22 protein-coding genes and 3 tRNA genes are annotated in these 25,983 nt (G+C 69.7%); 20 read left to right on the top strand and 5 right to left on the bottom strand.

Annotated features, from left to right (window positions below; translation table 11 throughout):
• Positions 1–5: 5 nt before the first annotated feature.
• From ACFCVM_RS07025 to ACFCVM_RS07015, 3 genes are all read left to right on the top strand, one after another.
• On the top strand, positions 6–2,222 hold the full coding sequence (locus ACFCVM_RS07025) for an alpha-galactosidase (protein WP_375835348.1): 2,217 nt from the start codon (positions 6–8) through the stop codon (positions 2,220–2,222).
• Positions 2,219–3,064, top strand: a complete 846-nt coding sequence (locus ACFCVM_RS07020) for an EamA family transporter (RefSeq protein WP_375835347.1) — start codon at positions 2,219–2,221, stop codon at positions 3,062–3,064. Before ACFCVM_RS07025 ends, ACFCVM_RS07020 begins: the two co-directional genes overlap by 4 nt.
• A gap of 470 nt (positions 3,065–3,534) precedes the next feature.
• Positions 3,535–3,768 carry a hypothetical protein gene (locus ACFCVM_RS07015; RefSeq protein ID WP_375835345.1) on the top strand — a complete coding sequence of 78 codons (234 nt, stop codon included), beginning with the start codon at positions 3,535–3,537 and terminating at the stop codon, positions 3,766–3,768.
• A 65-nt stretch (positions 3,769–3,833) separates the two neighbouring features.
• Here ACFCVM_RS07015 and ACFCVM_RS07010 read toward each other — a convergent pair whose 3' ends face one another.
• On the bottom strand, positions 3,834–4,037 hold the full coding sequence (locus ACFCVM_RS07010; RefSeq protein WP_375835343.1) for a hypothetical protein: 204 nt from the start codon (positions 4,035–4,037) through the stop codon (positions 3,834–3,836).
• Positions 4,038–4,701: 664 nt separating this feature from the next.
• Between ACFCVM_RS07010 and ACFCVM_RS07005 the strand changes: the two genes are divergently transcribed.
• Positions 4,702–8,280, top strand: coding sequence for a tetratricopeptide repeat protein (locus tag ACFCVM_RS07005; protein ID WP_375835342.1), 3,579 nt, complete (start codon positions 4,702–4,704; stop codon positions 8,278–8,280).
• A gap of 732 nt (positions 8,281–9,012) precedes the next feature.
• On the opposite strand, the gene ACFCVM_RS07000 is transcribed toward ACFCVM_RS07005, so the two are convergent.
• From ACFCVM_RS07000 to ACFCVM_RS06990, 3 genes are all read right to left on the bottom strand, one after another.
• Positions 9,013–9,085, bottom strand: a tRNA-Phe gene (locus ACFCVM_RS07000).
• A 71-nt stretch (positions 9,086–9,156) separates the two neighbouring features.
• A tRNA-Asp gene (locus ACFCVM_RS06995) sits at positions 9,157–9,230 on the bottom strand.
• A 53-nt stretch (positions 9,231–9,283) separates the two neighbouring features.
• Positions 9,284–9,356: transfer RNA gene (locus ACFCVM_RS06990), tRNA-Glu, on the bottom strand.
• Between the two features lie 314 nt (positions 9,357–9,670).
• On the opposite strand from ACFCVM_RS06990, the gene ACFCVM_RS06985 reads away from it, so the two are divergent.
• Both ACFCVM_RS06985 and ACFCVM_RS06980 read left to right on the top strand, forming a co-directional pair.
• The gene (locus tag ACFCVM_RS06985; protein ID WP_375835341.1) at positions 9,671–10,900 is read left to right on the top strand and encodes a M23 family metallopeptidase; all 1,230 of its coding nucleotides are present in this window, start codon (positions 9,671–9,673) and stop codon (positions 10,898–10,900) included.
• Positions 10,893–12,164 (top strand): C40 family peptidase, encoded by a 1,272-nt coding sequence (locus ACFCVM_RS06980; protein WP_375835339.1) that lies wholly within the window; start codon positions 10,893–10,895, stop codon positions 12,162–12,164. Before ACFCVM_RS06985 ends, ACFCVM_RS06980 begins: the two co-directional genes overlap by 8 nt.
• Positions 12,165–12,257: 93 nt before the next feature.
• Here the strand turns inward: ACFCVM_RS06980 and ppa are convergent, their stop codons facing one another.
• Positions 12,258–12,743, bottom strand: a complete 486-nt coding sequence (ppa, locus tag ACFCVM_RS06975; protein ID WP_375835337.1) for an inorganic diphosphatase — start codon at positions 12,741–12,743, stop codon at positions 12,258–12,260.
• Between the two features lie 94 nt (positions 12,744–12,837).
• Between ppa and tilS the strand changes: the two genes are divergently transcribed.
• From tilS to panC, 14 genes are all read left to right on the top strand, one after another.
• Positions 12,838–13,893 (top strand): tRNA lysidine(34) synthetase TilS, encoded by a 1,056-nt coding sequence (gene tilS, locus ACFCVM_RS06970; RefSeq protein WP_375835336.1) that lies wholly within the window; start codon positions 12,838–12,840, stop codon positions 13,891–13,893.
• A gap of 128 nt (positions 13,894–14,021) precedes the next feature.
• Positions 14,022–14,573 (top strand): hypoxanthine phosphoribosyltransferase, encoded by a 552-nt coding sequence (gene hpt / locus ACFCVM_RS06965; RefSeq protein ID WP_375835335.1) that lies wholly within the window; start codon positions 14,022–14,024, stop codon positions 14,571–14,573.
• 42 nt (positions 14,574–14,615) lie between these two features.
• Positions 14,616–16,301: an MFS transporter gene (locus ACFCVM_RS06960; RefSeq protein WP_375835334.1), complete on the top strand. Its 1,686-nt coding sequence runs from the start codon at positions 14,616–14,618 to the stop codon at positions 16,299–16,301.
• 43 nt (positions 16,302–16,344) lie between these two features.
• A complete protein-coding gene (locus tag ACFCVM_RS06955) occupies positions 16,345–17,061 on the top strand; it encodes a DUF2652 domain-containing protein (protein WP_375835332.1) in 717 nt (238 codons plus the stop codon).
• A gap of 97 nt (positions 17,062–17,158) precedes the next feature.
• Complete coding sequence (gene ftsH / locus ACFCVM_RS06950; protein ID WP_375835330.1) at positions 17,159–19,177, top strand: ATP-dependent zinc metalloprotease FtsH; 2,019 nt, start codon at positions 17,159–17,161, stop codon at positions 19,175–19,177.
• Between the two features lie 41 nt (positions 19,178–19,218).
• On the top strand, positions 19,219–19,815 hold the full coding sequence (gene folE / locus ACFCVM_RS06945) for a GTP cyclohydrolase I (RefSeq protein WP_375835329.1): 597 nt from the start codon (positions 19,219–19,221) through the stop codon (positions 19,813–19,815).
• On the top strand, positions 19,808–20,620 hold the full coding sequence (folP, locus tag ACFCVM_RS06940) for a dihydropteroate synthase (protein WP_375835328.1): 813 nt from the start codon (positions 19,808–19,810) through the stop codon (positions 20,618–20,620). The genes folE and folP overlap by 8 nt, the downstream gene beginning before the upstream one ends.
• The gene (gene folB, locus ACFCVM_RS06935) at positions 20,613–20,999 is read left to right on the top strand and encodes a dihydroneopterin aldolase (protein ID WP_375835326.1); all 387 of its coding nucleotides are present in this window, start codon (positions 20,613–20,615) and stop codon (positions 20,997–20,999) included. Before folP ends, folB begins: the two co-directional genes overlap by 8 nt.
• Positions 20,996–21,481 carry a 2-amino-4-hydroxy-6-hydroxymethyldihydropteridine diphosphokinase gene (gene folK / locus ACFCVM_RS06930; protein ID WP_375835324.1) on the top strand — a complete coding sequence of 162 codons (486 nt, stop codon included), beginning with the start codon at positions 20,996–20,998 and terminating at the stop codon, positions 21,479–21,481. The genes folB and folK overlap by 4 nt, the downstream gene beginning before the upstream one ends.
• Positions 21,478–21,951 carry a DUF3180 domain-containing protein gene (locus ACFCVM_RS06925; RefSeq protein ID WP_375835323.1) on the top strand — a complete coding sequence of 158 codons (474 nt, stop codon included), beginning with the start codon at positions 21,478–21,480 and terminating at the stop codon, positions 21,949–21,951. The genes folK and ACFCVM_RS06925 overlap by 4 nt, the downstream gene beginning before the upstream one ends.
• Positions 21,944–22,474 carry a PH domain-containing protein gene (locus ACFCVM_RS06920; RefSeq protein ID WP_375835322.1) on the top strand — a complete coding sequence of 177 codons (531 nt, stop codon included), beginning with the start codon at positions 21,944–21,946 and terminating at the stop codon, positions 22,472–22,474. Before ACFCVM_RS06925 ends, ACFCVM_RS06920 begins: the two co-directional genes overlap by 8 nt.
• Complete coding sequence (locus ACFCVM_RS06915) at positions 22,471–24,324, top strand: PH domain-containing protein (protein WP_375835321.1); 1,854 nt, start codon at positions 22,471–22,473, stop codon at positions 24,322–24,324. Before ACFCVM_RS06920 ends, ACFCVM_RS06915 begins: the two co-directional genes overlap by 4 nt.
• On the top strand, positions 24,314–25,072 hold the full coding sequence (locus ACFCVM_RS06910) for a Rossmann-like and DUF2520 domain-containing protein (RefSeq protein WP_375835320.1): 759 nt from the start codon (positions 24,314–24,316) through the stop codon (positions 25,070–25,072). The genes ACFCVM_RS06915 and ACFCVM_RS06910 overlap by 11 nt, the downstream gene beginning before the upstream one ends.
• The gene (gene panC, locus ACFCVM_RS06905) at positions 25,069–25,935 is read left to right on the top strand and encodes a pantoate--beta-alanine ligase (protein WP_375835318.1); all 867 of its coding nucleotides are present in this window, start codon (positions 25,069–25,071) and stop codon (positions 25,933–25,935) included. The genes ACFCVM_RS06910 and panC overlap by 4 nt, the downstream gene beginning before the upstream one ends.
• The last annotated feature ends 48 nt before the right edge of the window (positions 25,936–25,983 follow it).

Genomic DNA, 25,983 nt, shown 5'->3' with positions numbered 1-25,983 from the left:
CGAAAATGACCGAAACCTCCACTTCTGGCCTGGTGCTCCGCGCCGGCGGCGTCGCACTCGTGCTCGACCTCGCCGAGGGCGCGCTGCCCTCTGTGGTGCACTGGGGCGCCGACTGCGGCGAGCTCGGCTCCGCGGGGTACGCGGCACTCGTCGCGGCCGGTGTGCTGCCGGTCGCCGCGAGCGAGGTCGACGTTCCCGTTCGCCTCTCCCTCCTGCCCGAGCATGCTCGAGGGTGGATGGGCCGGCCCGGGCTGAGCGGCTCCCGTGCGGGTTCGGCGTGGTCGCCGCTCTGGCGCGTGACGTCGGCGAGCCTCGACGGCGCCGTGCTCGCCGCGGCATCCGGAGCCCGCGTGGTGAACCATGGAGCGGGTTCGCTCGTCGTCACGGCGACCGACGACGCGGCCGAGCTCGCCCTCACGCTCACGGTCGAGCTCAGCGAAGCCGGCGTCGTGCGCACCCGCGCCGAAGTCGAGAACCTCGGTGAGCTGCCGTACCAGGTCGACGAGCTGCTGCTCTGCCTGCCGACCCCCGCCATCGCGAGCGAGGTGCTCGACTTCGCCGGCCGCTGGTCGGGGGAGCGAGCGCCGCAGCGCCGCGCGATGACCGTCGGCGCCCACCGGCGCGAAGGGCGTCGCGGCCGCACCGGCCTCGACTCGGCGATGATCCTCACGGTGGGCACGCCCGGCTTCGGCTTCGACCAGGGCGAGGTCTGGGGCGTCCACACCGCGTGGTCGGGCAACCACGTGCACCAGGTCGAGCGCGTGCTGACCGGCGAGCAGCTGCTCGGCGGCGGCGAACTGCTGCTGCCCGGCGAGGTGCGCCTCGCGCAGGGCGAACGCTACGAGAGCCCCTGGGTCTACGGCATCTACGGTGCCGGTCTCGACGATTCGGCACGACGGATGCATCGCCACCTGCGCGCTCGCCCGCAGCACCCGCGGTCGACTCGGCCGGTCACGCTGAACGTATGGGAGGCGGTGTACTTCGACCACGACGTCGACACGCTCGTCGAGCTCGCCGACCGTGCCGCCGAGATCGGCATCGAGCGCTTCGTGCTCGACGACGGGTGGTTCGGCGCCCGCCGCAACGACCGTGCCGGCCTCGGCGACTGGACCGTCTCGAGCGAGGTCTGGCCCGATGGGCTGCATCCGCTCGTCGATCGCGTGCGCGGCCACGGCATGCAGTTCGGCCTCTGGTTCGAGCCCGAGATGGTGAACATGGACTCCGACCTCGCGCGGAGCCACCCCGAGTGGATCATGGCGACCGGCGATCGCCTGCCGGTCGAATCGCGCCACCAGCAGGTGCTGAACCTCGGCATCCCCGAGGCGTACGCGCACGTCAGGGACGCCATGTGCGCGATCCTCGACGAGTACGACATCGCGTACATCAAGTGGGATCACAACCGGGATCTCGTCGACGCGGGCACCAGCTCGACCGGGCTGGCGGGCGTGCATGAGCAGACCCTCGCGTACTACCGGCTCGTCGACGAGCTCAAGTCGCGCTACCCCGCACTCGAGATCGAGTCGTGCTCGTCGGGCGGCGGCCGGGTCGACCTCGGGGCCCTCGACCGCACCGACCGCATCTGGGTCTCCGACAACAACGACCCGATCGACCGGCAGCAGGCGAACCGCTGGACGACCCAGCTCGTGCCGCCCGAGCTGATGGGCGCTCACATCGCCTCGGGTGCCTCGCACATCACCAACCGGCTCCACGCGCTCTCGTTCCGCGCGATCACCGCGCTGTTCGGGCATCTCGGGGTGGAGTGGGACCTGCGCAAGTCGACCGCGGCAGAGCTCGCCGAGCTCGAGGAATGGATCCGGCTGCACAAGGCGAACCGCGAGCTGCTGCACGGCGGCGAGCTCGTGCGACTCGACCACCCCGATGCGACCATCAGCGTCAACGGCGTCGTCGCAGCGGATGGCTCGGCCGCACTGTTCGCGTACGTGTCGCTCACACGGGCGTCGGTGGCGAGCCCTGGACGCATCCGCCTGCCAGGTCTGCTGCCGACGACGCGCTACCGGGTGGAGCCCGCGCTCGTCGGTGGCGTGCCGCACGGCGCCGACCCGGCGCCGTGGTGGGAGGCCGGCCCGCTCGAGCTGAACGGTGCGGCGCTCGCGTCGATCGGCGTCGTCATGCCGTCGCTCCGACCCGAGCAGGCGGTGCTGCTGCGCGTCGAGCGCGTCGGCGGGATCGACGGGGGCACCACAGGCAGCCGCACCGCGTGAGCACCGGCGTCCTCCTCGCCGTTCTCGGCGCTGCGCTGCTGCACGGCAGCTGGAACGCCATCGCCAAGGCGATCCCCGCTCGGCTCGTCTCCTCGGCACTGATCGGCACGGTCTACCTGTTCGTGGGGGCGATCGGATGCGTCGTCTTCCCGCTCCCACCGCAGGAGGTCTGGCCGTACCTCCTGATCTCGGCCGCCGTGCAGACCGCCTACCTCGTGCTGCTGACCGCGGCCTACGCGAAGACCGAGTTCGGTCGCACCTACCCGCTCACGCGCGGGATCGCCGTGCTCGGCATCACGCTGATCTCCACGACCTTCCTCGGAGAGTTCATGACGCCGGCCCAGATGGCCGGTGTCGCCGTCGTCGCCGTCGCGCTGTTCGCGCTGTCGTGGTCGCCGAAAGGACGGAGCGGCCCGGCCGGAACCCTCCTGGCCGTCGCCGTCGGCATCACGATCACGGCCTACTCGGTGATCGACGGCATCGGCGTGCGTCTCTCGGGGGAGCCGTTCGGGTACGCGTCGTGGCTGTTCCTCCTGCAGGGCATCTCGATCCCGCTCGTCTGCTTCCTGCTCTCGCGCGATCGGAGGGAGATGCTCCGCGGGATGCGGATCCATGCGCCGATGGGCCTGGTCGGCGGCATCCTCTCGCTCGCCGCGTACACGATCGTCGTGTGGGCGCAGTCGCTCGCGCCGCTCGCAGTGGTCTCGGCGCTTCGCGAGACCGGGGTGCTCGCCGCAGGGGTGATCGGCTACTTCGTCTTCCGCGAACCGTTCAGCAAGTGGCGGCTCACGGCGACCGTCTGCGCGGTCTCGGGAATCGTCGCGATCCGCCTCGGTGGGTGATGGCTAGGCTGACCGGATGACTCAGGGCCGCCGGTTCCCGACCCCGCCCGTTGTCGTCGGACTGGCCAGGGTCGCCGTGGGCGTGAAATGACATTGCCCCCGGCGAACCGGGGGCAATGTCGGCGCGAGGATGCGGCATTGGTCGAGAAGCGCTTCGCGCGATTCGAGAGATGTACCCGTGCGTCAGGCTAGCGGCGCTCAACGACAATGCCGGGTCGCGGGGGTTCTGGGACAGCGTGGGGTGGGTCCGTCACGAGTCGCCGCATTCACGGCTCCGCTCCGAGCGAGTCACCTACTCCGAAAGGTGAGCACCGTACTGCGGGCGGGTTCTGGCCAGCCACGGTGGATCTAGCTTCATGAGCCCCGCTAGCCGATCCACGTGCGGGCGTTCGAAGTTCGGCAGATAGGTTCATCTCGCGACCAGCCACGTGTTCTAATCCGCCAGCGGCGCTCTCGAATACCCTCATTGAATGACCACCCATCCGACGGTTCCGATCCATCTGTGGACCGAGGACGCCATCGTCCTCTTCGATTGGCTGAACACGGTCGACCTCGATGCAGTACCTGCGGAACACCAGGCGGTGAAGCAAGCGCTTACGGATCTGGCCTCCCGCCTCGAGGAGTCAGTACCCTACTTCGCCGACCTCACGGAGGAACGGATCGCCCGCGCCCGCGATGAGGTCAGCAAAGATACGGACTGGTAGACGGTCCCCCTCAGGCAACCCGCATCCGGATCCCGCAGACGGATCGGGCACGGGCGCCACCCTGATCACGCCAAATTGTCAGGTGCGCGGTCGACCGAGCCCGGCCCGGACTCTTGGAGCGGCGCACCGCCAACGAAACCGAAGTCACCCACAGGTTGGTATGCGAACCATCCGAAAGTGGCGGTCGGTCCCGGGAGCAGTACGAGAACGAGCCCGAGAACAGCGAGAGCCCCTGCCACGATGATGATCGCCTTGAGGCCGGTCGTCATCAGTTGCTCCTACGGGTCGGGACCCTGACCAACGGTATCCGAACGTGCGAATCGGCCGCGGACACCAAGCGATGGCCCGAAACAGGATCCGACATCGGGCGGTCAGCTCAGCGCCCGTTGTCGGATCCGCTTTCCGGCCACAGCCGCGTGTCTGCCGCAGATTCCATGTCACTGCGGAACCACCTCATCGGCTCAGGCCGACTTCCGGCGTGCTCCGGGTTGTGGTGCCCCGATTGAAGCTGGTCCCGTCCGGCGGACGTACTTCGCGTCGTCGCTTGTCCGTGCCGCTCGAGAGGCCGCGCACGGCCTCTCCGCAGCGGCCGTCGCGTTCGCGAGTCCACGATCAGCGCGACCGCGTTCCAAGGCGAGCGCGACCGATCGGACTCGAGGTAGCGGCGCGCGTCTGCCCCGGACCCCGGAACAGGACTACGCCGCCTTTCATCGCCGATCTCCGAGCTAGTTCAGGTTCTTGCAACTATCTACGAATGCATACGTGCATTCGGTTCAATCAGGCTTTGTTCATGGTCCAAAGTCGATCGGCGTCATCTCTCGTACTGAGACCGAGTGCGATGGCGTGGTGACGAGAAGGACTTCACAGCGCGGACAAGGATGGTAGGGCAAGCGTGGCACCGCCCTACCCGCGACAATCACGAAAGGTCGGCCTATGACGGAACCTTTGCTGACCGGCGCCGAATTCGCCGGTGGACCGATCGTGCGCGGCATCAAACGGCTCACGCGCGAAATCCGGGTCGCAATCTCAGTTCGCCGCATCATGCGACGCGACGGGTACACCATTGACAGCAAGGCTCTTCGACTGGTCATGTACAAACCTGGCTTTGCCGACCGGCTCGCACGTCTCCCGCGCGACGACGACGAACTCACGAGAGCGCTCGCTCGCGTCATCTCGCCCAGCACGCCCGATGGGGTCACGCTGCTGCGAAGCGCTCTCATTCGTGCGTTCCGTTCCCGCCTTGAGGGCAGCACCGCAGCGTCTGAATTCACAGAAGGGCAGATGGCCGCGCGACATGAGGAGGTCCTGACTGTCGTTATCGAAGCCGAGGACATGGCATGGGAGGCGCGGCTCGCGGCGATGCCGCCCCTTCGAGCGACGCAATTCCGCGACCTGCGAACCGAGTGGCCGGTCGTGACCCGGGTGGTCGCAGACATCGCATCGAGCGCTGACCGCGCTGCCCTACTTCGGCGGTGGGCGCGGTATACGCCAACCTTCCTTTCCGACGCCCCGCCCGAGATATTCGGGGCTCTTGCCGATGTCTCTGCCGACCTGCCTTCACCCGAGGACCAACGCGTCGCGGAGCAGTTCATCGAGCGTGGCCTTGAGCGCGGCCTCGAACCGCGGCCTTACTGGCGGCTGCGGATCCTCTCCTCTCGTGGTATCACCGCCATCGATGACGCGGCCGAGTACCTCCGAGACCACCGAGGCCACCCCCTCGTCGAGGCGGCGCTTCACACTGAAGGCCCAGCGGCTGCGATCGAGGCCCTTGAGGGGTGGCAAACCGATAACCACCGCGATGAGCTGCAGCGGCGGATGACTCTCGCCGAGTACTACCTCATGACACGGCGTCTTGACGAAGCGGTGACGCTTGCCCGACAAACTGCCGCAGAGTTCGACTCCACCGTCGCCCTTCTACTTGCAGCACGGGGGCTCATCGCGCGCCATATGATCGAGCCGACCGCAGTGCACCGAGCCGACCTGTCTATCGCACTGCGTCTCACCATGGAAGCCCGCGCCAAGCGCAGGCAATGGGGACTCGACTCCGGGCTGGCCCTTGCGATGGAGATCCGCACGCGGCGAATGCTGTCCGATCACCAGGGAGCTCTTGACGCAATCAACGGCGTCGGCGAGATCCCTGCCTCCAGCGAAGAATTCCAGAATCCGGAACTGATTGCCGAAGCTGCAATCCTCCAGGCCGAATTCGGCGACGCCGACATCGCCAAGCGGCTCCAGAGCAGCGCATCTCCGAGCAAACGGGAGCACATCGCTGCACTTCTCGCAGAGCGCGATGAGCGGGCGGACGACGCGATCAGGCACTGGGAGGCCTCGCTCGACGCAACCGGCGATTGGGGCGAGAAGGCAGATCTCGCGCTCCAGCTCGCGTTCCATGGCGTGCGGTCGGACTTCCTCGACGAGCTCGGACCGGACAATGCGCAGGTGGCATCGGAGATCGGATTGATCGCTGGTCTCTTCGGCCATCAGCACGGGGCCCTTGAAGAATTCCGCGGGTTCGCGAACGGTAATCACCGCGGAACGATGATTCTCTACACCTACTACGATCGCGACGGCGACCTTGATTCGGCGGCAGCGGTAGCGCGGGCCGGTGCCGTCCGTTGGAACGACCCAGACCTGTGGGTCCAGTCGGGACGGTTCCGCCTGAACCAGGGGCGGTTCGCGGACGCGATCTCGGACCTTCAGTCGGCGCTCGCGGCTGCACCGGACAGCTGGGGTCGACGATCCACCGCCTACCGGCTGCTTACTGAAGCGCACTCTGCCGCCGGAGATTGGCAAGAAGCGCTTAACGCCGCGGCCCGGCTCCTTGCGGAAGAACCCACTGATCCCAGTGCCGCTTGGGCGGTGGCCATCTGCCAGGCCAGGACGCAGGACGTTGCCGGTGCCAAGCAGACCTGGCTTCAGAACGGCTCACCGGAGCCGCAAAGTCAGTTGGAGATCGCCGCGTGGATGGAGCTGGTCAGCGAATTCGGCGACGAGATCGGGAATCCGCAGGATGCGCTCAAGATCGCCGCGCGCTACCCAACGGATGAACCGATCCGGCGCGGCCTCCTGGGAGCCTTCATGGCGGGGCGCCGACCCGCCGACGAACCGGATGACATCGACGAAGACACGACGGAGGCCGATGAGACCGAGGCTCCCGATCCGGGTCGCGACGCATTCCGGGAACTCCTCAGTGACTACCTGCGCGACTTCCCTGATGGTGGAATCCGGCAAGTTCAGATCGACATGGAGAACCCGCTCCAGGCAATGCAGGACCTGAGCGGGGAACGGGCGAGCAATCCGGAAATTGAGAGCCAGATCCTCAATGGTCAAATGCCGGTGGGTATGGCCGGACTGATGTTCGGCAAGGGATATCTCGACGTCTTGCTCGCACGCGAGCACGGCCCGGTGTTCAGTGGTTCGAGAGATCTCGAAAGCGAGCCTGCGGCGATCCAGGTCGCTCATGAATCTGGAGTCGTCCTTGACCTCTCTGCGCTGGTTTCTCTGGCTCGCCTTCCCGAACCACTCCGGACGCAGCTCATTGGCCACTTCGCGAATGCCCGCGTACTCGCCGACCAGCATCGCGACGCCGCCTCCGGCGCGCGCATCCGGAGCCGGGACAGCGGGCTGAGCTTTCAGCCTGGGTCGGGCGGTAAGCCGGGTATCATTCAGCATCGAAGTCCTGACGCAGTCAAGGCCACGAACGAGCTCGCCGATCGGGTCGTGAGCTCCTTTAGTCAGTTCGTCACAGACACGCATCCAGTCCTCACCGCGTTCCCTATTGGAGGCGCGGAGTCGGTCGATGCGATCTTCTTGCTGGCGGCCGACCACTCCGTGTCGTCCGAGCTGCCGCTCTGGGCAGACGACCACGCGTTGAAGGACCTCGTCCGCCAGCAAGGGGGCTGCGCGTTCGGCACCCCGGAATTGCTTCACCATCTGCGCGATGAAGGCGTCGTCGATGCTGCCCTCATCGACCTCGCCGAAGCGACTCTGCTGAACTCCGGGTACACCGGGCTGCGATTCCGTCGTGACGTCTGGGACCTGGCGGTCACCCTCGCCGTGGTGCCCCAGGGCGTTATCAATGCGTTCAAGTTCGGCGGGAATGAGCAGGCCAAGGATCGTGCTCAGTGGGCGATGTCCCAGATCGAGAGCAACATCGACGACCCACACCTGATGGCCGGTTACGTCCACGCGCTCGCGCAATGGTTGGTAAGGATCGCGCCCGAACCTGCGGCAGCGACGCACAACATCCAACTACTTGTGCAAGATCTCCTTAGTCGTCGCTGGATGAACTCGTCCGCCCTCCCCTACTTCGTCAATGCTGTCCGCGCCACCGATGCGCCGTTCGACGGAGCAACCGTGATGCTGCAGGAGGTGTATCGCAGATTCGAGCAGCTTGCCGCTGCCATTGATGAACAGCAGGCCGCTCTTGCGGTGTTCGAGCTGATCAGCAGGTTGGATCCGCCTGATGCGTACCGCGTGCGGTCGGCCATCCTCGCCCGGTCGTTCGAGTAACGCCAATCAGTTCTAGCCGCTGGGCGTACCTCGCGCAACGACGTTGAGCTCGCGGGGTGATTGAAGCCCATCGAGCGTGAGTCATTGCCGGCTGCGGGAGCAACGTATCGAGCTCTGGGCGTTACCCCGCCTGGCCCGCCGCCCAGGCGGGAGCAGGCCGCGCTCGCGGGTCTTCGTCACCCCCCTGCGCCGTCGACAGGGCGACCCCATTGACCTCCGCCATCGTCGCGCTCGGCTTCGCGTCGCCCTGCTGCGTGAGCCACGCGATGTCCCGCTGATCGACGCGCTGCTCCCGTACGCTGAGACCGCCGCGAGAGGCAAGCAGGCGAACGACCTGGTGTTCGCCTGACCCGACGGCGGCCGACTCACCAAGCGCAACGCGCGACGAGGAGTCGACTGGGAGACGCTTCGGCAGGCGATCGGCCGGCCCGATCTGCGCATCCACGACCTCCGGCACACCTTCGCGACGGTCCTGTTCGACGTCGACGGCAGTGCTCCTGGCGTCTGCAGGTCACCGAGCGCTACTCGCGCGCCCGAGAGGGCGTCGCGCTTCGCGCCGGCGCGGTGCTGAATGACGCGCTCAAGAACGCAGCAGGCGAACCATCGAAACGAACCACACGGCAGGCCCACGCCGACCTTAATGGCACATTAATGGCACAGCCTCACCGGCGCCCACGCGAGATCACCCGCTGAAGCCAGAAAGCCCCCGGCGAACCGGGGGCTTCTTGAGTGTGGCTCCGACGGGCGTCGATCCCGTGACCTCACGATTTTCAGTCGTGCGCTCTACCAACTGAGCTACAGAGCCTCGAAGTGAAGAATCACCCCGAATAAGGAGAAAGCCCCTTCTCTCGTAAGGGAAAGGGCTTGTCGCCTGAGCGACCCTGACGGGACTTGAACCCGCGACCTCCGCCGTGACAGGGCGGCACGCTAACCAACTGCGCTACAGGGCCTCGTGGTGCCTTTCGGCACCGGAGCTATTCAATTATACGTACTGGTCGTGCAGTGACCCCAACGGGATTCGAACCCGTGCTGCCGCCGTGAAAGGGCGGTGTCCTAGGCCACTAAACGATGGGGCCGGAGGGCGTTCCCTGGGTCACGCCCGCCGACAGCCAAGCATACGTGCAGTCGGCGCAGATGGCAAAACGAGGGTCGCGGATGCCTCGTGGCCCGCCACGCGGCATCCGCGGACATGCGCTCGAAATGCCCGGAATGCGCCGAACTCCCGCCTATCGTGGGGCTGCCAGTGCCCGAACCGAGAGTTGAGGAGCGCGGGGACCCGAGCCCGCGTGGACGGGGAATGATGTACCGCACCACAGACCGAACACCCGCCGAGCGTGCTCGAACGAGCCCGGTCCCCGGGGGAGCCCGGGTCGCCGGCCGACCGCGAACGGTGCGGCGTCTCATCGCCGTCGTCGCGATCCTCGCCGCGGCGCTCGTCGTGCCGATCGTCGCGCCGCCCCAGTCGGCGTTCGCGGCGACCTATCCGAGTTGGGACGAGCTGCAGGCGGCGAAGGCGAACACCGCCGCCGGCGCCGCAGCGGTCGAGCAGGTCACCGCGCTCATCGTCGAGCTCGAGGCGAACGTCGAGTTCACGCGGGCCGAAGCCGAGCGCCGCACCGACGAGCTCTTCGTGGCGCAGCAGAAGTACGACGAGGCCGTGATCCGGGCCGATCAGATCCAGGCGCAGGCCGACGCGTCCGCCGCCGAGGCGCAGACCGCCGAGACGAACGCCGGTCAGGTCGCCGCCCAGCTCTACCGCTCTGGTGGCAGCGACGTCGGCGTCAACCTCTTCCTCGACGCCGGTGACGCGAAGGCGACCGACGCGCTGCTCTCCAAGCTCGGCAACATGGAGAAGATGGTCGAGCGCACCTCGAGCATCTACGACCGCGCGCAGGAGAAGAAGAACACCGCCGAGGCGCTCAGTGGGCAGGCCGAGGTCGCACAGGCCGAGCGCGAGAAGCTGCGGCTCGCGGCCGAGGCGGCGCTCGTCGCGGCGCAGGAGGCGCAGGCCGCCGCCGAGGCGGCGCTCGCCGAATCGCAGGCGAAGAAGATCGAGCTCGACGCCCAGCTCGCCTTCCTCAAGGACACCGAGGCGAAGACCGCGGCGGCCTACCAAGAGGGTGAGCGGATCAAGGCGGAGGAGGAGCGGAAGCGCCGCGAGGAGGCGGCCCGCTCCGGATCGCCGGGCGGTGTCGCGACCTCCGGATGGGCGAAGCCCGCCGCCGGCCGCATCACGGGCGACTTCGGTCCGCGATCGCCGATCTGCGCGGGCAGCGGATGCTCCGGTTCCTTCCACTACGCCGTCGACCTCGGCACCGGGTGCTCGTCTCCGATCTATGCCGCGAACAGCGGTGTGGTGACGTTCTCGGGTTACTCGGGCACCTACGGCAACTTCATCAAGATCGACCACGGCGGCGGCATCTCGACCGGCTACGCGCACATCCGCGACGGCGGGCGGTTCGTCGGCGTCGGCGCGTGGGTCGACGCCGGGCAGAACATCGCCTCGAGCGGCACGACCGGCGCATCCGACGGATGCCACCTCCACTTCGAGGTCTACAGCGGCGGCAGCCGCATCGACCCGCAGCCGTTCATGGCCGATCGGGGGATCTACTTTGGCTGAGAATCGCACCAGGCCCGTGTCGCGCGTGAAGCCCGTGACCGTCTTCTCAGCGGTCGCCGTCGGCGCCGTCACCGCATCGGTCGTCGCCGGCGGCGGGCCAGCCATGGCCGAGCCCGACTACCCGTCGTGGAGCGAGATCGAGCAGGCGAAGGGCAACGAGGCCACGAAGCAGGCCGAGATCGATCGTGTCGGCCAGTTGCTGGCCGGGCTGCAGCAGGTGGCGGATGCCGCGATCCAGTCGTCGCAGATGGCGGCGGAGTCGTATCGCGTCGCCGTCGACCAGCGCGATCGTGCCGCCGAACGGGAGGCCGCCCTTGCCCAGCAGGCCGACGAGGCCGATGCCGTCGCGGAGATCTCCAAGATGCGGGCCGGGCTGCTCGCCGCTCATCTCGCGAAGACCGCGGGCAACGACCTCACCTCCGAACTCGTCTTCTCGGGCGATGACACCGACGGCCTCCTGAAGCAGCTCGGCATGGCGTCGAAGCTCGGCGAGCAGTCGCAGGCCGTCTACGAGCAGGCGGTCGCCGACCGGAACACCGCCGACTCGCTCCGCGCACAGGCCGCAGCGGCCGCTGCGGAGCGCACCCGTCTCGCAGCGCTCGCCGAGACGAAGGCGAAGGAGGCGGCGACAGCTGCCGAGGCCGCGATGGCGGCCGTCACCGCGCAGGAGCAGCGTTCCGCCGAGCTCTACGCGCAGCTCGCGACGCTGAAGGACACGACGGCCGAGCTCGAGCGCGAGCGGGTCGAGGGCCAGGCTCGTGAGGCCGCCGAGGCGGCGCTCGAGGCGAGCCGGCCGACCACCCCGACACCGCCGTCCGGTGGCGGTGGCGGCGGCGGCGGGAACAGCGGCGGCGGAACGCCCGCCCCCAATCCCGATCCGGCACCGCCGAACGCGAGCGCCGTCGAGACGGCGATCTGGTTCGCGAGCCAGCAGCTCGGCGAACGGTACGAGCTCGGCGGTGCCGGCCCCGACGCGTGGGACTGCTCTGGCCTGACGCGAGCGGCCTACGCCGCGGCCGGCATCGGCATCGGCACGCACTCGGCGACGAACCAGTACTACACGCTCGCGGGCCGCGGCAAGGCGGTCTCGCTCGGCAACGTGCAGCGCGGCGACCTGCTGTTCTGGGGCTCGGGCGGCGACTACTACCACGTCGCCATCTACCTCGGCGGGGGCCGCATCCTCGAGGCCTCCGACTACGGCAAGCCGGTGCGCGAATGGCCGGTCTGGGGCAGCCCCTCTGCTGCGGCGCGCCCAGCCGGCTGAGCCGGTTCAGACGCACGGAAGGGGCGGGCCGAACGGCCCGCCCCTTCTGCGTGGATGCCGCGAGCTCGCGGCATCCGATCGGTTCATGCCGGCTCAGTGGCCGGGGAACGCCTCGATCGCCTTCTGGATGAGCGCCTCGGCCTCGGCCGCGTTCGCCCAGCCCTCGGTCTTGACCCACTTGCCGGGCTCGAGGTCCTTGTAGTGCTCGAAGAAGTGCTCGATCTCCTTGCGCGTGAACTCGGGGATGTCGTTCACGTCCTGGATGTGGTTCCAGCGCGGGTCGCCGGCGGGCACCGCGATGACCTTGGCGTCGCCGCCGCCGTCGTCGGTCATGTGGAAGACGCCGACGGGGCGCACCTTCACGCCCACGCCGGGGAAGAGCGGGAAGTCGAGGAGCACGAGCACGTCCAGCGGGTCGCCGTCGTCGCCGAGGGTGTTCTCGAAGAAGCCGTAGTCGGTCGGGTAGACGAACGTCGTGTAGAGCACGCGGTCGAGGAAGACCCGGCCGGTCTCGTGGTCGACCTCGTACTTGTTGCGGCTCCCCTTGGGGATCTCGATGATGGCGGCGTACTCGCCCATGCTGGTTCTCCTTGTGTTGGAAGGCGCTTCTCGAAGCTTGGCCCGCGGCCGACCCGTTCGGGGTCGGGCGCGATCGGCGGAATAAGGTTACTTGATGCCTCCTGACCAGCAGACGGATGCCCCGGCTCCCCGCCGCCCGCGCCTGACCCCGCCGATCGCCGACGTGCGGCGGGCCGTGCGGGCGGTGCTTCCTGCCGGTTCCGATACCGCAGGCAGTGCACTCGTGCTCGTCGCGCTCTCGGGCGGCGCCGACTCGCTCGCGCTCGCCGCGGCCACGGCGTTCGAGGCGCCTCGTCTCGAACTTCGCGCCGGCGCTGTCATCGTCGACCACGGGCTGCAGCCGGGGTCGGCGGAGGTCGCGGCTGCGGCCGCGGCGACCGCGCGCGAGCTCGGACTCGACCCCGTGCTGGTGCGGCGCGTCGAGGTGGCGGGCGAGGGCGGGCCCGAGGCATCCGCTCGCGACGCTCGCTATGCCGCGCTCGACGCGGCCGCCGCCGAGACCGGTGCGGCACTCGTGCTGCTCGGCCACACGCTCGACGACCAGGCCGAGACCGTGCTGCTCGGGCTCGCTCGGGGCTCGGGTGCCGCGAGCCTCTCGGGGATGCCCGCTCGTGCCGGTCGCTACGCCCGTCCGCTCCTCGGCATCCGCCGGACGTCGACGCGGCAGGCGTGCCTCGACGCCGGACTCACCCCGTGGGACGACCCGCACAACCTCGACCCCGCGTACGCCCGCGTGCGTGTGCGCGAGCAGGTGCTGCCCGTGCTCGAGGCGGAACTCGGGCCGGGCGTCGCCGAGGCGCTCGCTCGCACGGCCGAGCAGCTCCGCGAAGACGAGGCGGCGTTCTCGGAGCAGATCGAGGAGTTCATCGAGGAGATCTGCGAACCGGCCGAGGCCGGCATCGCGATCTCGGTCGGCGCGCTCGCGGCGAACCCCGCTGCGCTGCGACAGCGCATCATCCGGCACGTCGTCGGCAGCGAGTTCGGGGTCTCCCTCTCACGCGCGCAGACGCTCGAGGTCGCGCGTCTCGTGACCGACTGGCACGGACAGGGCCCGATCGACCTGCCGGGCGGCGTGCTCGCGACGCGCGCCGGACGGCACGTCGTACTCAGCACGACCGGGTCGACCGAGATCCTTCCCCACGATCACTGAGCGACCGCGTGCACGAACACGAACGCGGCCGAACGCGAACGTCGAGCGGCGCGGCGTAGGCTCGTTTGCAACCGTTCGCCGCGCACCCACGGCGACGCGCCCCGATCGCCCCCCACAGGAGAGCAGCCATGTACGCGAACGAGATCGAAGCCGACCTGACCGAGGTGCTCGTCACCGAAGCCGAGATCCACGCGAAGCTCGCCGAGCTCGCCCGCCGCATCGAAGCCGACTACGACGGTGAAGACCTGCTGCTCGTCGGCGTGCTGAAGGGTGCGGTCATGGTCATGGCCGACCTCGCGCGCGAGCTGCGTCCGCACATCAACATGGACTGGATGGCGGTCTCCTCATACGGCGCCGGCACGCAGTCGTCGGGCGTCGTGCGCATCGTGAAGGACCTCGACACCGACCTCACCGGGCGTCACGTGCTGATCGTCGAGGACATCATCGACTCGGGCCTCACGCTCAGCTGGCTGCTCGGCAACCTCGAATCGCGCGGAGCGAAGTCGGTCGAGATCTGCGCGCTGCTCCGCAAGCCCGACGCGGCGAAGGTCGAGGTCGACGTCAAGTACCTCGGCTTCGACATCCCCAACCAGTTCGTCGTCGGCTACGGCCTCGACTTCGCGGAGAACTACCGCAACCTCCGGGATGTCGCGATCCTCGCGCCGCACGTCTACAGCTGACGTTTTCGCGCGGTGACCGGGGAGAAGCCCTAGAGTCATCGCATGGGCGATGGTCGGCGCCGCGGCCGGGTGCGCGACGCTGCCGCAGCGTTCGCGAGCAACTGGCGCAATCCCAACCTGCGCCGCGCGCAGTTGAGCTTCCTCGGCGCATGGACGGCCGAGTGGGCCTTCACGGTCGCGCTCGGCATCGTCGCCTACCGTGATGGCGGCGCCGCGGCGCTCGGCCTCGTCGGGCTGCTCCGCATGGTGCCGTCGGCGATCCTCGCGCCCTTGCTCTCGCCCATCGCCGATCGGGGGCGACGCGAGCGGGTGCTCATCCTGGTGTCGATCGTGCGCGGGCTCGCGACGGCGGCAGCCGCCGTGGTCGCGGCGGTGGCAGGGCCCCCGGCCGTCATCTACGCGCTCGCCATCCTGTCGACGATCGCCGCGACGCTCTACCGCCCGGCGCATTCGGCCCTGCTCCCGTCGCTCTGCCGCACGGGGCACGAGCTCGCGAGCGCCAATGTCGTGCGGGGGCTGCTCGACTCTGCGGCCACCCTCATCGGTCCGCTGCTCGCGGCCGTGCTGCTGCAGTTCACCGGCGTCGACGTCGTGTTCGCCGTCGCCGCGGCCGCCTCGTTCTGGGCTGCGGCGCTGCTCGCACGCCTGAAGTACGACGCGCCGCCGCGCCCGTCTGCGCCCAGGCGCCCGAACCTCGCCAGGGAGGCGGCCGACGGCGTGCGGGCCGTCACGGCGAACCGCGACCTGATGCTCATCCTCGGTCTCGCCGCGGCGCAGGCGCTGACCCGGGGAGCCCTCACGGTGCTCTCGGTGGTCGTCGCGATCGAGCTCCTCGGCACCGGGGAGCCCGGGGTGGGCGCCCTGATGACGGCGGTCGGCGTCGGTGCCGTGCTCGGTTCGCTCGCGGCATCCCTGCTCGTCGGCACCGGCAGGCTGGGCATCTGGTTCGCCGCCGGGGTGGGACTCTGGGGGCTGCCGTTCACCCTCGTCGGGCTCGCGCCAGCCGAGGTGCCGGCCCTCGGGCTGCTCGCGTTCGTCGGTGTCGGCAACGCCCTGATCGATGTCGCGGGGTTCACGCTCATCGCCCGGATGGCGCCCGACGAGGTGCTCGCCCGCGTCTTCGGTGTGCTCGAGAGCCTCGTGGCGGTCTTCATCGGCATCGGCGCCGTCGTCGCCTCGGTGCTCGTCGAGTGGTTCGGCGTGCAGACGGCGCTCATCGCGATCGGCCTCGTGTGCCCGGTGCTCGCGCTCGCGTCGTTGCGACGGCTCCGCGGCATGGACCGCACCGTCGACGTGCTCGACGAGGACATCGGGCTGCTCCAGCAGGTGCCCATGTTCCGGAGCCTCCCGCTGCCCTCGATCGAGCAGCTCGCGCGAGGACTCGAGCCGGTCGCGGTTCCCGCCGGCGCGGCCGTGTTCGCGCAGGGCGACGTCGGCGATCGCTATTTCGTGATCGAGGCGGGTGAGGCCGACGTCGTCGGCGACGGCCGGGTCGTCGCGACGCTCGGTCCGGGGGAGGGCTTCGGCGAGATCGCGCTGCTGCGCCGCACCCGCCGCACGGCCTCGGTCGTCGCGAAGAGCGCCCTTGCACTGCGGGCACTCGGCTCCGAGCGGTTCCTGCCCGTCGTGCTCGGATACACCGCGAGCGCGCAAGAGGCGGCGATCGTCGTCGAAGACCAGCTCGAGCGGTACTCGCCGAACGAGCCGTTGGACGACGCACCCTCCTGAACAGGGGTGTTGAGGAGAACTCATGTCAGTGGGATCGTGAGGCATGGACTCCGGCCGTGCCGTGCTGCTGATCGCAGACATCGGCGGATACACCGACTACATGAGCTCCCACCGGATGAGCCTCGCGCACGCCGAGGTCAACACCGGTCGCATGCTCGAGCGCATGATCGACGCCGCTCCCGGATTCGACCTCATCGAGATCGAGGGCGACGCCGCCTTCCTCTCCCTGCAGGTCGACGACGGCGATTCGGATGCCTCGATCCCCGAGATCCTCGACGCCGCGGTCGCGATGCACCGCGCCTTCCATCTCGAACGCCAGTACGTCACCGCGAACCTGTGCCCGTGCAAGGGGTGCAAGGGCGCGGCCGACCTCAAGCTGAAGTTCGTGGCGCACGTGGGCGAAGTGGCGACCCAGACGATCCGCGACCGCATCAAGCTCGTGGGCATCGACGTCATCCAGGTGCATCGCATGCTCAAGAACCCCGTCGACATCCCCGAGTACGTGCTCTTCTCCGAGGAGCTCTACCGCACCGGTGACGACTCCGTGACGGCTCCCGTGCGCGAGGTGTCGCCCGAGCTCGAGGGCTTCGGCAGGGTGCGTGCGTACTTCGTCGACGTGGGCGACCTCGAGGCGTCGCCCGAGCCGCTGCCGACGCCGTCGTGGCCGAAGCGCATCGGGCAGACGTTCGCCGCGGTGGGCCCGGGGCTGCCGTACATGCTCGGTATGCGCGACACCCGCCGTGCGGTATCCCCTCGGTGAGTCCGACCGTCGCCGCGCAGCACGAGGCGCCGCTGCGAACCGCCCTCAGCGAACACTCGGCCGCCATACGGCGACTGCAATGTAGCCTGTGAGCACCATGAACATCAAGAAGATCCTGCGCGGGCCGATCATCTACATTCTGCTCGCCATCGTCGCCGTATGGATCGGGTCGAGCCTCATCACCGCGTCGGGTTTCAAAGAGGTGTCGACGCAAGAGGGCCTCGAACTGCTGAAGGACGGAAAGGTCTCCGCGGTCAAGATCGTCGACGGCGAGAACCGCGTCGATCTGACGCTCGCGAAGGAAGACGAGAAGCTCGGCACGCAGGTGCAGTTCTACTACGTCACCCCGCGCGGCGCCGACGTCGTCGCCGCGGTCGACGCGGCCGACCCGTCCGACGGCTTCAACGATGAGGTTCCGCAGCCGAACTGGTTCCTCTCGATGCTCGGCATCCTGCTGCCGCTCGTGCTCATCGGCCTGTTCTTCTGGATCATGCTGTCGGGCATGCAGGGCGGCGGCAACAAGGTCATGCAGTTCGGCAAGTCCAAGGCGAAGCTCGTCTCGAAGGAGAGCCCGAAGGTCACCTTCGATGACGTCGCAGGCGCCGACGAGGCGATCGAGGAGCTCCACGAGATCAAGGAGTTCCTGAAGGAGCCGGCGAAGTTCCAGGCCGTCGGCGCGCGCATCCCGAAGGGCGTGCTGCTGTACGGCCCTCCCGGCACCGGCAAGACGCTGCTCGCCCGCGCGGTCGCGGGTGAGGCGGGCGTGCCCTTCTACTCGATCTCGGGCTCCGACTTCGTCGAGATGTTCGTGGGCGTCGGCGCATCCCGTGTGCGCGACCTCTTCGACCAAGCGAAGCAGAACGCACCCGCCATCATCTTCGTCGACGAGATCGACGCGGTCGGCCGCCACCGCGGCGCCGGCCTCGGCGGCGGGCACGACGAGCGCGAGCAGACCCTCAACCAGCTGCTCGTCGAGATGGACGGCTTCGACCCGAAGACCAACGTCATCCTCATCGCGGCGACGAACCGCCCCGACATCCTCGACCCCGCGCTGCTGCGCCCTGGCCGCTTCGACCGCCAGATCGGCGTCGACGCGCCCGACCTCAAGGGCCGTCAGAAGATCCTCGAGGTGCACTCGAAGGGCAAGCCGCTCGCCAACGGCGTCGACCTCGAGGTGCTCGCACGCAAGACCCCGGGCTTCACCGGTGCCGACCTCGCGAACGTGCTCAACGAGGCCGCGCTGCTCACGGCCCGCTCCAACGCGCAGTTGATCGACAACCGTGCCCTCGACGAGGCCGTCGACCGCGTGATCGCCGGACCGCAGCGCCGCTCCCGCGTCATGAAGGACAAGGAGAAGCTCATCACGGCCTACCACGAGGGCGGCCACGCCCTCGCAGCGGCGGCGATGAACTACACCGACCCGGTCACCAAGATCACGATCCTGCCGCGCGGCCGTGCCCTCGGCTACACGATGGTGATGCCGCTCGAAGACAAGTACTCGGTGAGCCGCAACGAACTGCTCGACCAGCTCGCCTATGCGATGGGCGGCCGCGTCGCGGAGGAGATCGTCTTCCACGACCCGTCGACCGGCGCCTCGAACGACATCGAGAAGGCCACCTCGACGGCACGCAAGATGGTCACCGAGTACGGCATGAGTGCGAACGTCGGCGCCGTCAAGCTCGGTCAGTCGCAGGGCGAGGTCTTCCTCGGCCGCGACATGGGCCACCAGCGCGACTACTCCGAAGAGGTCGCTGAGACCGTCGACCTCGAGGTGCGCGCGCTCATCGAGCAGGCGCACGACGAGGCCTGGCAGGTGCTCAACGACAACCGCGACATCCTCGACAAGCTGGCCGCCGAACTGCTCGAGCAGGAGACGCTCGACCACAAGCAGATCGCCGAGATCTTCAAGGACGTGAAGAAGCTGCCCGAGCGCCCGCTCTGGCTCTCGAGCGACAAGCGCCCGGTCTCCGACCGTCCGCCGATCGCGTTCCCGACCGAGAAGATGCCGATCGACCAGGGCGCCGTCGACGGCGGTGTCGACTCCGGCCAGCTGCCGGTCGAAGACGAGGCGCCGGCGCGCGCACCGCAGTCGAACCCGCGGCCCGCGACGGCCTAGTCGCGGTCGCAGCGAGTCCGTCGACCCGAAGAGGGGGAGCCATGGCCGGAGTGGACGCCGAGCGCATCCAGCGCGCCGTGCACGAGATCCTGCTCGCGATCGGTGAAGACCCGTCGCGACCCGGACTCGAGCGTACGCCGCAACGGGTCGCCGAGGCCTACGCCGACTTCTTCGGCGGCCTCGACGTCGATCCGCTCAGTCACCTCGCCGACACGGTTCCGATCGGGGCGACGGATGCCGGTGTTCCCGCGACGTCCGACGCGGTCGTGCTCCGGGATCTCGCGTTCCGCTCGGTCTGCGAGCACCACCTGCTGCCGTTCGTCGGCACCGCGCACGTGGCCTACCTCCCGGGCGACCGGGTCGTCGGGCTCGGCCGCATCCCCGCCGTGGTCGACACGCTCGCCCGCCGGCCGCAGCTGCAGGAGCGGCTCACCGAGGAGATCGCCGACGCCCTCGTGGCCGGGCTCGCCCCGAAGGGCGTGCTCGTCGTGCTCGACGCCCAGCACCGCTGCGTGACGACGCGCGGCTCACGACAGGAGCGCAGCTCGACCGTGACGATCGCGAGCCGCGGCGCGCTCTCGGAGCCCGCAGCCCGGAGCGAGATCATCACGCTCATCGGGGCTCAGACGAATGCCTGATCGCACGCTCGTCATGGGTGTGGTGAACGTCACGCCCGACTCGTTCAGCGACGGCGGCCGTTGGTTCGACGCCGAGGCGGCGATCGCGCACGGGCTCGAGCTCGTCGCCGACGGCGCCGACATCCTCGACGTCGGGGGCGAGTCCACCCGGCCCGGGGCCGCCAGGGTGGCGCCCGACGAGGAGCTTCGCCGCGTGGTACCCGTCATCAGGGAGCTCGCCGGCCGCGGCATCCGGGTGAGCGTCGACACCATGCGCGCCGCCACGGCCCAGGCAGCGGTCGAAGCGGGGGCCGAGATCATCAACGACGTCTCGGCCGGCCTCGCCGATGCGGCGATGGGACCGATCGCCGCCGAGACCGGTGCGCGCTATGTCGCCATGCACTGGCGCGGTCACTCCGACCGCATGGACTCGCTCGCCGACTACGCCGACGTCGCCGTCGAGGTGCGCGACGAGCTCGCCCAGCGGGTCGACGCGCTCGTCGCCGCGGGTGTCGCCCCCGAACGGCTCATCCTCGACCCCGGTCTCGGCTTCGCGAAGCGCGGTGATCAGAACTGGCAGCTGCTCGGCCGCCTCGAGGTGCTCGAAGGGCTCGGGCTGCCGATCCTCGTCGGTGCGTCGCGAAAGCGGTTCCTCGGCGCGATGCTCCCCGAAGACGCCTCCGTCACCGACCGCGACCTGCCGACGGCCGTCGTGAGCGTGCTCTCCGCACAGGCCGGTGCCTGGGCGGTGCGCGTGCACGACGTGCAGGGCACGCGCCGCGCCCTCGACGTCCTCGACGCATGGCAGAGTGGACGACGTGACTGAACAGCGGGGTCGTGGGCGAGGCGACCGGATCACCCTCACGGGGCTTCGCGTCCGCGCGCACCACGGCGTGTTCGACTTCGAGCGCACCGAGGGGCAGGAGTTCGTGATCGACGTGTCGGTCGCCGTCGACCTCGCGGCCGCAGCGGCATCCGACGAACTCGACCGCACCGTGCACTACGGCGAGCTCGCCGAAGCCGTCGTCGCCGCGGTCGAGCGCGACCCGGTCGACCTCATCGAGACCGTCGCCGAGCGGGTCGCCGCCGTTGCGCTCGGCTTCGCCGCCGTCGACGAGGTCGAGGTCACCGTGCACAAGCCCCAGGCGCCCATCACCGTGCCGTTCGGCGACGTCGCCGTCACGATCGTGCGGGGCCGGGCATGACGCGCGCCGTCGTCGCGTTCGGGGCGAACCTCGGCGACCGCGAGGCGACGATCGCCGCGGCCGTGCGCGAGCTCGCCGATGCATCCGGTGTCGATCTCGTCGCGGTGTCGCCGATCTACGAGACGGCGGCCGTCAAGGATTCCGGCGTCGACGTCGACGCGCCTCGTTACCTGAACGGCGTCGTCGTCGTCGAGACGGTGCTCGAGCCGCATGCGATCCTCGAGCTGCTGCAGCGCATCGAGCTCGAGCACGGCCGAGTCCGCACCGAGCACTGGGGCGACCGCACGCTCGACCTCGACCTCATCGACGTCGAGGGCCTCGTGCTCGACGACGAGCGGCTCACGCTGCCGCACCCCCGCGCCTGGCAGCGGGCGTTCGTGTTGGCGCCATGGCTCGACCTCGAACCCGATGCCGAACTCCCCGGGCACGGGCCCATCGCCGCGCTGCGCGATGCTGCCGCCGATGAGGTGGTTCGCCGATGAAGCGCACGCACCCCTCGACCATCATCGCCTTCGTGCTCGCGGGCATCGTCGCCGGATACCTCATCGACCTCGCGATCGTCTCGAACGGATCCAAGGCGATCGTGCCCCCGCTCTCGCTCCCGATCACCCTCGCGGGGGTCGCGGCGCTCGTCGTGGCGTTCGCCTGGCCGATCCGGCGTGCCGTGAAGGGCAAGGCGACCAAGCATCTCGACCCGTTCCGGGCCATGCGCACCGCGGTGCTCGCAAAGGCGTGCAGCCTGAGCGGGGCGCTCATGCTCGGCTTCGGTCTCGGCATCACCCTGTTCCTCGTGACCCGCAGCGTCGTGCCGTCGCCGGCCACCATCTGGCTCGCCGTCGCCACCGCGATCGGCGCCGCACTCCTCATGGCCGGCGGCCTCGTCGCGGAGTTCTTCTGCACGCTGCCGCCCGACGACACCGACACCGAGAAGAAAGAGCACGCGCATGCCTGAGGCGCCCGGCCTCCACCCCGAAGAGAGCGTGCACGACGAGCCGCAGCAGCCCGAGGCATCCGACACCGGCTGGCTGCGGGTCTCGCCGAAGTACGTGCTCGTCGAGGTCGTGGGCTCGATCATCGGAATGCTCATCTTCGTCGGCGTCGCGCTCGGCGCCTACTTCCTGCTCGACTGGCAGTGGGCGCTCTGGGTCGCGGGTGCGATCGCCGTGGTGTCGCTCGTCGGCATCGCGTTCGAGCCGCGCCGTGTGCGGTCGATCCAGTACCGCCTGCGCGCCGACGACCTGCTGTTCCGCCGCGGCATCATGTTCCAGCGGCAGGTCGCGGTGCCCTACGGGCGCATGCAGCTCGTCGACATCACGCGCGGGCCGGTCGCACGCGCCCTCGGCCTCGCCGACCTCAAGTTCGTGACCGCAGCGGCGTCGAGCGCCGTCACCGTGCCCGGTCTGCCCATGGCGGAGGCCGATCGGCTCCGCGACGAGCTCGTCGCCCTCGCCGAGTCGCGTCGGGCGGGGCTGTGAGCGGAGTCGCCCGCCCGCAGGGAGTGGTGAACCTCGCCGACGGCGAGTGGCACCGGCTCCACCCGGCGAGCCCGCTGCTGCGCGGGGGGCTCGTGTTCATCGCCGTGCTGGGGTTCATCATCGCGAACCTGCGCGAGCGGGTCATCGAGATCTTCCTCGCGATCTTCGCTCCCGAGTCGAACGGACCGATCGACGCCGAGTACGGCGAATGGCAGCAGGACTGGGCGAACGACCCGGTCGGCGGCATCGTGTCGAACGGCCTCGTGGGCTGGGCCCTGCTCGCGCTCGCGGCGATCATCGTCGCGGTCGTGATCGGATTCTGGCTGTCGTGGCGCATGCACACGTTCCGGGTCACGCGCGAGGCGGTGGAGGTGCGCAGCGGCATCCTCTTCCGATCGCATCGGAGCGCCAGGCTCGATCGCATCCAGGGCATCAACGTCAACCGGCCGCTCTTCGCACGCCTCTTCGGCACCGCGAAGCTCGAGATCTCGGTCGCCGGGCAGTCGGCGAACGTACAGCTCGCCTACCTCGGCTCCACCCTCGCCGACGCACTGCGCGCCGATGTGCTGCGCCTCGCGTCGGGCGCGCGGGCCGAGCGGGCGCAGGGAGCGGCCGCTCCTGCTGCGACCGACGGGCGAGCGGATGCCTCGGCGATCGTCGCTCCCGGACTCGTGGCGACGCCCGGCACCGTGCCCGAACCCGGCCTCGCGATCGCCGACGCCGACGCCGGCGTCGACGGCGCCGCGGCCGATGCCACGGCAGGCACCGAGGTCGCGGCGGGCCAGCGCACCCCGGTGACGGCCCGCGCCGGCGCGCTCGTCACGCAACGCGTCGACGAGTTCCTCGCTCCCGAGCTCGATCCCGACCTCGCGCCGCCCGAGTCGGTCGTGCACCTGCCGATCGGCCGCGTGATCGGCTCGACCGTGCTCGGCGGGTCGACGATCTGGGCGATCATCCTCGTCGCGATCATCGTGGTCGGCGTCACGAGCGGCCAGATGTGGGTGCTCTTCAGCTTCGTGCCCGCGGCGATCGGTCTCATCAGCTACATGTGGTCGCGCATCACGAAGTCGCTGCGCTACTCGATCGCGGGCACGCCCGACGGCGTGCGCATCGGGCACGGCCTGCTCTCGACGGGCAACCAGACGATCCCGCCCGGGCGCGTGCACGCCGTCGAGGCCACCCAGTGGGTGTTCTGGCGGCCGTTCGGCTGGTGGTCGGTGCGCATCAACGTCGCCGGGCAGTCGGTCTCCGCCTCGGGCGATGCCGCGCAGCGCACCATCGTGCTCCCGGTCGGCACCACGGCCGACGTGCATCGGGTGCTCGCCCTGCTGCTGCCCGATGCCGCGGCCGAGGTCGAGGCGCTCGTCGACGCCGGTCTCGTGGGCCGTGGCGACGCCGGCGGCTTCTCCGTCACCCCGAAGCGCGCAGCGTGGTTGCGACCGTTCTCCTGGCGGCGCATCGGCCTCGCCGAGACGGCGGGCGTCGCCGTCATCCGTCGTGGCGCGCTCATTCGCAGCCTCAGCCTCGTGCCGCTCGCGCGCATGCAGTCGGTCGCCCTGTCGGTCGGCCCGATCGAGCGAGCACTCGACCTCGCGACACTCCGGCTGCACACCGTGACCGGCCCGGTCAGCGCCCTGCTGCCCGTCGCCGACCGGCCGGTCGCGACGGCGCTCTTCGAGCGACTCGCCCACGAGGCGATCGAACGCGCGGCGAGCGACACCTCGCATCACTGGGGCGCCAGCCGAGTCGCGGCCGACGCGTACGCCGGCCCGCTCACGGCGCCTGCGGAAGCGCCCGCGGAATCGCCCGCACCACCGGCCGCCGAGACGGAGGCCCGACATGTCGACTGATCGCCCGGGCCGGCTCGGCGTCGGCACCATCGGCGCCGGCCGCGTCGGCGCCGTGCTCGCCTCGGCCCTCGCCGGCGCCGGGCACGCCCTCACCGGCATCTCGGCGGTCTCCGACGCGAGCCGTGAGCGCGCGGCGACGATGCTGCCGTCGGTGCCGGTGCTGCCGATCCCCGAGATCATCGAGCGCAGCGAGCTCGTGCTGCTCGCCGTGCCCGAGGCCGAACTCGGCCCGCTCGTCGCCGGGCTCGCCGAGGCCGGCGCGTGGCAGCCGGGCCAGCTCGTGCTGCACACCGTCGCCCGGTTCGGCACCGGCGTCCTCGAGCCCGCACGCCGAGCGGGAGCCATCCCGCTCGCGGTGCATCCCGCGATGAGCTTCACCGGCACGAGCATCGACCTCGCCCGGCTGCCGGGCACGTGGTTCGCCGTCACGGCGCCGGCACCCGTGCTGCCGATCGGCCAGGCGCTCGTCGTCGAGATGGGCGGCGAGCCCGTCATCGTGGCGGAGCGCGATCGCGCCGCCTACGGCGAGGCGATCGACACGGCCGTCTCGTTCTCGAGCGCGATCGTCGACCAGGCCAGCGACATCCTCGACGGCATCGGGGTGGGCCGGCCCGGTGCGGTGCTCGCCCCGCTGGTGCGCAGCGCCGTCGAGAACGCGCTCGCGCGGCATGACCGCGGTGCGTACGTCGAGGGTGCCGATACGATCGACGAGGCCGATTCCGACTGGCCGCTGGGGGGTGGCGCGTGACCGGGTCCGCATCGGGCGTGCATGTCGTGCCCACCATCGCCGAACTGCGCGCGCGGCTCGCCGAGCGGCGCGCGGCCGGGGCATCCGTCGCCCTCGTGCCCACCATGGGCGCCCTGCACGCCGGTCACCTGGCACTCGTCGCGCACGCCCGCGAACTCGCCGACGTCGTCGTCGTGTCGATCTTCGTGAACCCGCTGCAGTTCGGCCCCGGCGAAGACCTCGACCGCTACCCGCGCACCCTCGACGCCGACGTCGAGGCGCTCGACGGCCTCGGAGTCGAGTTCGTCTTCGCCCCGACGGTCGCCGAGATGTACCCGCACGGCGCCATCGGCACGACGCTCGCGGCCGGTCGGGTCGGCTCCCTCTACGAGGGCGCCTCCCGTCCCGGACACTTCGACGGCATGCTGACCGTCGTCGGCAAGCTCCTCAACATCGTGCGCCCCGACGTCGCGGTCTTCGGCCAGAAGGACGCGCAGCAGGTCTTCCTCGTGCGCCGCATGGTCGACGACCTCGACGTGCCCACCTCGATCGAGGTCGTGCCGACCGTGCGCGAGGCCGACGGTCTCGCGCTCTCGAGCCGCAATCGATTCCTCGCCCCCGACCACCGCGCAGCGGCGCTCACGTTGAGCGAAGCACTCAGGGCAGCGGATGCCGCGGCGTCCGACGGCCTCGCCGAGGTGCTCGCCGAGGGTGCCGCCGCCTTCGGCGACCACGACGACGTGACCCTCGACTACCTCGTGGTCGTCGACCCCGAGACGTTCCTCCCGGTCGCCGACGAGGCGCGCGGCCCGGCCGTCGTGCTCGTCGCCGCCCGAGTCGGCGAGACCCGCCTCATCGACAACGCCGCCATCACGCTCGGCTGACTCGTCAGGTGCGCCCAAGTAGGCTGGTGCACGCACCCACGCAGTACA

It is taken from the genome of Agromyces sp. NPDC056389 (genome assembly GCF_042262385.1).
In the GTDB taxonomy this organism is placed as follows: domain Bacteria; phylum Actinomycetota; class Actinomycetes; order Actinomycetales; family Microbacteriaceae; genus Agromyces.
The sequence above is the reverse complement of the archived record's forward strand: the minus strand, read 5'-3'. Positions and strand labels throughout refer to the sequence as shown.

Coding starts and splice junctions, on each gene's coding strand:
- folP (WP_375835328.1), top strand. CDS start 19,808: ATGCCTGATCGCACGCTCGTCATGGGTGTGGTGAACGTCACGCCCGAC.
- ftsH (WP_375835330.1), top strand. CDS start 17,159: ATGAACATCAAGAAGATCCTGCGCGGGCCGATCATCTACATTCTGCTC.
- ACFCVM_RS06920 (WP_375835322.1), top strand. CDS start 21,944: ATGCCTGAGGCGCCCGGCCTCCACCCCGAAGAGAGCGTGCACGACGAG.
- ACFCVM_RS07010 (WP_375835343.1), bottom strand. CDS start 4,037: ATGACGACCGGCCTCAAGGCGATCATCATCGTGGCAGGGGCTCTCGCT.
- ACFCVM_RS07005 (WP_375835342.1), top strand. CDS start 4,702: ATGACGGAACCTTTGCTGACCGGCGCCGAATTCGCCGGTGGACCGATC.
- ACFCVM_RS06955 (WP_375835332.1), top strand. CDS start 16,345: ATGGACTCCGGCCGTGCCGTGCTGCTGATCGCAGACATCGGCGGATAC.
- ACFCVM_RS06925 (WP_375835323.1), top strand. CDS start 21,478: ATGAAGCGCACGCACCCCTCGACCATCATCGCCTTCGTGCTCGCGGGC.
- ACFCVM_RS06960 (WP_375835334.1), top strand. CDS start 14,616: ATGGGCGATGGTCGGCGCCGCGGCCGGGTGCGCGACGCTGCCGCAGCG.
- tilS (WP_375835336.1), top strand. CDS start 12,838: ATGCCTCCTGACCAGCAGACGGATGCCCCGGCTCCCCGCCGCCCGCGC.
- ACFCVM_RS06910 (WP_375835320.1), top strand. CDS start 24,314: ATGTCGACTGATCGCCCGGGCCGGCTCGGCGTCGGCACCATCGGCGCC.
- folE (WP_375835329.1), top strand. CDS start 19,219: ATGGCCGGAGTGGACGCCGAGCGCATCCAGCGCGCCGTGCACGAGATC.
- hpt (WP_375835335.1), top strand. CDS start 14,022: ATGTACGCGAACGAGATCGAAGCCGACCTGACCGAGGTGCTCGTCACC.
- ACFCVM_RS07025 (WP_375835348.1), top strand. CDS start 6: ATGACCGAAACCTCCACTTCTGGCCTGGTGCTCCGCGCCGGCGGCGTC.
- ACFCVM_RS07015 (WP_375835345.1), top strand. CDS start 3,535: ATGACCACCCATCCGACGGTTCCGATCCATCTGTGGACCGAGGACGCC.
- ppa (WP_375835337.1), bottom strand. CDS start 12,743: ATGGGCGAGTACGCCGCCATCATCGAGATCCCCAAGGGGAGCCGCAAC.
- folK (WP_375835324.1), top strand. CDS start 20,996: ATGACGCGCGCCGTCGTCGCGTTCGGGGCGAACCTCGGCGACCGCGAG.